3 protein-coding genes are annotated in these 6294 nt (G+C 36.1%); all 3 read right to left on the bottom strand.

The annotated features are described in order from the left end of the window. Positions 1-46: 46 nt before the first annotated feature. A complete protein-coding gene (locus AC4AGG_RS14805; protein WP_489772791.1) occupies positions 47-3454 on the bottom strand; it encodes a phage tail-like protein in 3408 nt (1135 codons plus the stop codon). 953 nt (positions 3455-4407) lie between these two features. Beyond that, positions 4408-4950, bottom strand: coding sequence for a phage tail-like protein (locus AC4AGG_RS14800; protein ID WP_489772790.1), 543 nt, complete (start codon positions 4948-4950; stop codon positions 4408-4410). Positions 4951-5034: 84 nt separating this feature from the next. Then, a partial coding sequence (locus tag AC4AGG_RS14795) for a DUF6923 family protein (RefSeq protein WP_489772789.1) occupies positions 5035-6294 on the bottom strand: 1260 nt, incomplete at its 5' end.

Here is a 6294-nt window from a genome sequence, read left to right as displayed (position 1 = left end):
AAAGGAAAGAAAATCACTTTCCTTCGGAGATTTAATTTTTATTTTTTTATGGACATGTTGGGGTCAAGAAACAACTCCATCCTGTTCCGTCATATATTTTCAAACATTTGGCTGTCGTATCATACACCATCATCCCTTCTTGTGGTGATGCGATGGCTGTTACTTGAGCTGTGGTCATTCTGGTAATAACAAAGCCTTTCGTATTACTTTCCAAAACCGTATGAGCAGATTTTCTAACCATAGGCCAATCTGTCGAACTAATTACATCTGCTGTTCCGTGCCCTCCTGCCCTTTGTAACAAGGTAATACCATGTTTGGTATCTACACCTGCTGTTGTACTTGGACTATTGTAACAAAAACAAACATTTACCGCTGCATTGATTGAACTTCCTACTCCTTGTCCTTGGTCTGCTCCAACATCTGCAGCTCCTCCTGAGTTCACGATTGTTGGTACTCCATTGGCATCTACTGTTGTACCTAAGTTTTGGTTAGTCGCACTAGAGCCTGTTCCTACGGTTACTGTTCCACTTGCTGTTACCAACTGGGTGGTGGTTACATTTTCATCTCCTTCTAGTGCATCCAAACAACCATCGTTATCTGAATCTAAATCTAAGTAGTTTGGAATGCCATCACCGTCGGTGTCTAAATTACAGAGTTGTACTGAACTTGTAATTTTAATATCATCAATAGCAAAATCGTTCCCACCGCCATCAGTTGAAATATTGTAAACTTCTACAGTATACGTACTTGATGTATTGGTTGTAAATGAAGATTGTATTTGCGTCCAAGTTGTTGATGTAATACTTCCACTACTTGCAGTATTCATTACATTGTTAGACGAATCTAATATCCTAATACCTATATTAAAGGGATAACCTGCGGCTTCTGCAGGAGGCACTCCACTAATTACCCATAAACCAAAAGTAATGTTAGAATTTGAAGCTAATGTAAATGTTTGTTTATAAAAAACACCAACTTGAGTAGATCCATTTACTGCTAGAAAGGCATCATCTGTAGCTCCTGTGGTATGTCCATAAATGTGCTCGAAATGTGCACCTGGGTGAGCATTAATTAAATCTTGTGTATGAGAAACAACACCATAGGAGCCTGTATTTATTAAAAAAGAAGAAGAAGTATTTCCTTCATAAAAGTAGCCCCCACCTGGAACTGTTTGCAAATTTCTAGAACCTGAAGAAAGAGTACCGAAAGTTCCATTATTTTCTAATGAGTTTGCTACAGAAGTACAACCCTCATTTATGTCCAAAATCCCATCATTATCATCATCTAAATCGCAAGCATTACCAACGGTATCTCCATCCGAATCTACAAACAAAGAACTTGCGGAATTACAAGGATCACACTCCGCGGCTTTTACCGCTGCATTGATTGAACTTCCCACTCCTTGTCCTTGGTCTGCTCCAATATCTCCGGTTCCTCCCGAGTTCACTATTGTTGGTACTCCATTAGTATCTACTGTTGTTCCTAAGTTTTGGTTGCTCGCTGTAGAGCCTGTTCCTGCAGTTACTGTTCCGCTTGCTGTTACCAACTGCGTTGTGGTTACATTTTCATCTCCTTCAATCGCATCCAGACAACCATCGTTATCTGAGTCTAAATCTAAGTAATTTGGAATGCCATCACCGTCGGTGTCAATACAATTTACTGGCTGCGAAAGTGAACTCAAAGCTACATTTTCCATACAAATCCCACCAAAAAGTGTTACTTCTAAGTCTTCTGTTTTTTGATAATAACTATTGATATCAGTACTTCTAAACTGAAACAGTGTTGGAGTAATAATCGTGATCCAATTAGAATTTATATTAGTTCCGTAGTCACCCGTGGACATTAGTTTCATATCCTGTTGATTTCCAGTTGAGGAATAGGATAATTCATGGCCATCATCCCATATTCCACAAAATTTGTACTTGCCAGGTTGAAGCCAAAATGTAAACTCTATTCCACTATAGCCAAATAAATCACTTGTAGGTTTTGCAGGGAACGAACTTGTTAAAAATTCCGTTGTTGGAGTTTGTGCTACAGAATTAACAATAGGTAATTCCGCCTTATAACACCAATCTTGATAATCAAAAGTTCCAGAATTATTAGTTGAAGCATCATGACCAGAAGTTCCATCCCAATATCTAACCCTAATTTTATCATTTGGAATTGTTGCCCCTACATTAAGGTTACTAGAATTAGAACAAGGAACCGTACTAGAAATATTGGGTATAGATTCAGTAATTCCACATTCTATGGTATCCAAAATCCCATCATTATCATCATCTAAATCGCAGGTATTACCAACGTTGTCTCCATCGGAATCAACAAACAAAGAACTTGCAGGATTACAAGGATCACACTCCGCAGATTTTATTGCTGAATTTTGTGCACTTCCAATAGTTTGTCCTGTTCCTGCAATAGTTGGGACTCCCATTGTAGTACCTGTGCTTCCTACGTTATTGCCTAAATTTAAAACAACAGGCAGGTTGTAGGTACCACTCGTAGCTCCTGTATTTCCTCCAGGAAGAGAGGAACTTACTAAATTAGTGTAGGTAAAACCAGTACCTCCTTCCAATGCATCTGGACAACCATCATTATCACTATCTAAATCAAATGAATTTGGAATGCCATCGCCATCTATATCACTTGAGGAGTTACATCCATTTGCTGTCAATATTAAATCGTGGGTCTCATTTGCCAATGATGTACCATCTGGAGAACAATCTAATTTAGTAAATGAAGATGATGTAGTTGAAGATGTATTTATTGGATAATTAAGCACAAATCCAGGTGCCTGTGAAGGAATTATTTGAGTTAATGTAGATGTTATTGTTGTATTATTGGGCAAAGTAGAACCAACTGAATAAGTAGTAAGATAAGTGTTGTTATTAACAATTACATTATTGCCTGTTGTATTAACCTTAAATGTTTTAAAATTGTTATACCCTACAAAACCAGTACCAGTATAATCAGATTTACTAGTAAATTGGATACCTCCATCAATACGTTTTCCCGCATCAGTAGTAATTACCCATGAGTAAGTCCCCGTTGTATAATTTGGTGCAGATGGGCAAGCTGAGTTACTTTTGAAAGATAATTTCGACGAGTTTGAAGGATTTATAACAATTAAAGGTGATCCCGTAGGAATACTTAATGTAATTGACCCTATTTTTACATTTGCAGCATCTACAATGTCAGCAGTTCCTGTCCCTGTAGTAGTATTTACAACAAGGTTTGCAAAATGTGTGGCTATATTACTACCACTACATAGTACATTTTCATTAACATCCAATATTCCATCATTATCATCATCTAAATCAATACTATTGATGATACCATCTCCATCATAATCATCATTATTTCCATACTGTGCTTTTACAGAAATAAATAATATAAGCAAAGTGAATATAGTTATCTTGCTTATTTGTTTGTAAAGTAATAAATTTTTGATTTTCATTTGTTAAATTTTAATCTTGAAAAAGAGTTTTTATAAAATAAATTTCAGGCCCCTTAATTTTCCATTTTTCGAAATTCTAAACTTTCAATAAAATTCCAAAATATGGAAATTCTAATCTACAATTTCTATTTTTTGGGAAAATTCCAATACAAAAAATAAATTAAACTTTAAGGATTTACCGCCATTATAAGGTAATCTTGTCATAATCTTCATAAATATTTTGTTTTCTATAGTTAACCTTAGTCCAAGAAGTATTCCTTTCCAATTTCAACTCATATTCTCATTAATTTCTCTTGCTTGAATACAATACAAAAAAACAGCTTTCAAACTCGTAAATAATTTCATTATTAAATACATTTACGAATCTGTATTTCTTTCAAGAATTAAAAAATTTGATACGAGTTTTTCTTGTATATGAAAACCGTTAAAAGTGTTAATGCATTTTGAATTTATTGAAATCAACTCTATATCCAATATGATTGAAAACTTTTACAAGCAAATCTCTTTTTACTAAACATATTCCATAGTTTTTGCATTGTCATCGTAAAAATTAGCATGTTACAATACATTGATTACCAATAAAGCATTATGGCTATACTAATTATACTTTAATTGCAACTTTTTGATTGATGTTTTATTTTGCACATTTGCTTACTATAGATTGTAGAACCTTGAAAAAGTAAACTGTATCCTAATATTCAAAATAGTACTTATCAAAAAGAGAAGAAGATGGTTTTCAGGACTTTGGGATTATCTACTTAACTAATTCAATAAAATCACTATTGTATTATCTATTAAACATTCGTTTTTCAAAACAGATGCTGCTTTTTTTGAAGTATTAATACTAACGATTTATCATGTCAAGCAGCAGTAGGAAAGTAAGGATTAATAGGATGCAAAAACCTCCCAAGATTTCTTGGGAGGTTTGCTTTATCTGATACTATTCTATCTTCTTACGGTTTCCAGTAGCTCCATTTGCTGCCATTGAATACAGCTAAGCGTTTTGCTCCCGCTTTGTTGATGTACACCATCATTCCAGGGGATGGACTTGGAACATTGTTGGTATCTGATACAACAGGTAACACCATGGCTTTGGTAGTAGATTCTAACACCAATACACCATCTGCTGCACTAGTGGAAGCACCAATAATTGCCTTGGAACCGATAACCTCTGAAACTTCTGTTTGTGTTGGTTGATTTGATAATGCTGTACTCACATCCGCATCTTGCCCACTTAAATCTTGCCATGTTCCGTTGTAATATTTTACTCTGGCTGTTGTGGCTGTGCTTGCATCCAACAATATTGTACCTTCTGTTGGTGCACTAGGAAGTGTTCGTACATAGGGTAAGATGATGCCTTTATTATTGGTATTGGCAAACTCTAGTAAAACCGATGTTTTATTGGATGCCGTTCCTACGGCATCTCCTATGATGACTTGTGAATATCCTTCTATTGTAATGAATAATATGGATAATATCGTGATTATTTTTTTCATTTTCTTATTCTTTATTTTTTTACTGAAGTAAAACCCAAAGGAAAGAAAAATCACTTTCCTTCGGAGATTTAATTTTCTTGATATTTATGGACAGGCAGGTGTGGTGTAACACTTCCAAGCGTTGTTGGCTGAGTTAGATTCATCTACCGTATAAATTTTCAAACATTTGGCTGTCGTATCATAAACCATCATTCCATCCACAGGATCGCTAATAAGACTTAGTTCACTTGTAGAGACTCTGGTAATCACAAAGCCTTTCGTGTTACTCTCTAAAACCGTATGGGCAGATTTCCTAACCATAGGCCAGTCTGTTGAGGAGATATTGTCTGCATTATTATGACCTCCTGCTCTTTGCAACAAGGTAATGCCATGTTTGGTATCTACGCCTGTAGTTGTTGTAAATGCATTGTTATAACAAGCTCCTTCAGGACATTTTGCTCCGTCATTGTTTCCTTGATTTGTTATTCCAGTGCTTCCGGTTAAAACTGCAGTAACACTTGTTAAATCAACTTTGTAAACATCGCCACTCAAATTATCCGTGGCATACATGATATTATTAGATGACATGTATAGTGCTCCATATCTGCTGGTTAATCCAGATAAAAAACCTACAGAAGTAATCACACCTGTAGTAGGGTTCATCTTTACTAACTCACCTGTGGTATTTCTAATACTATAAAATAATCCATCTGCAGAATTATAAGCCATATCAAGACCGATAGCTCCTGTTTTGTTATATACGCTTACAACAGTCATGTAAGTAGGGCTACCATAGGTTACATCCACTACTGAAACGGTACTTGTTGATGAAGCACTAGTTATATGCAAACGACCATTTCCATCTACATCTCCGACATTACCGGCTTGAGTAACAGGCATTCCTGGGATGGTTGGTCCATACTGTATCCAGCTTCCATTAGAGTCTATTGCAATAACCGAAATATTCGTATCAGCAGCAACAGCTCCTTCAATTCTTGCGTACAAAAGACCATCTTTCGAGTTAAACCCCATTGAATTTATTCTAAATGGTACTGTCGTTAGGTTCGTTAATGAACCGGTAGTTGGGTTAATGTAATGTATATTGGTAAACTGATCTGTTGAAAGTGGAGTTTCGGATAAAAATCCTTCTACTGGACAGTTGGAAAACGGCACCATTGAGGAAGCGCATGCTTTAGGATTTAGAGAGCTTCCAACTCCCTGTCCTTGGTCTGCTCCAATATCTGCAGCTTCTCCTGAGTTCACTATCGTTGGTACTCCAGTGGTATCTACTGTTACACCTAAATTTTGGTTGCTTGCTGTAGAGCCAACACCCACGGTTACCGTTCCACTTGCTGTTACCAACTC

The sequence above is a fragment of the Chryseobacterium sp. CG10_8 genome, from assembly GCF_058117085.1.
This window is presented reverse-complemented; position numbering and strand designations above follow the sequence as displayed.

What these genes read in the sequence shown, in the direction of transcription:
- AC4AGG_RS14805 (WP_489772791.1), bottom strand. Translation starts at nt 3,454, where the DNA reads ATGAAAATCAAAAATTTATTACTTTACAAACAAATAAGCAAGATAACT.
- AC4AGG_RS14800 (WP_489772790.1), bottom strand. Translation starts at nt 4,950, where the DNA reads ATGAAAAAAATAATCACGATATTATCCATATTATTCATTACAATAGAA.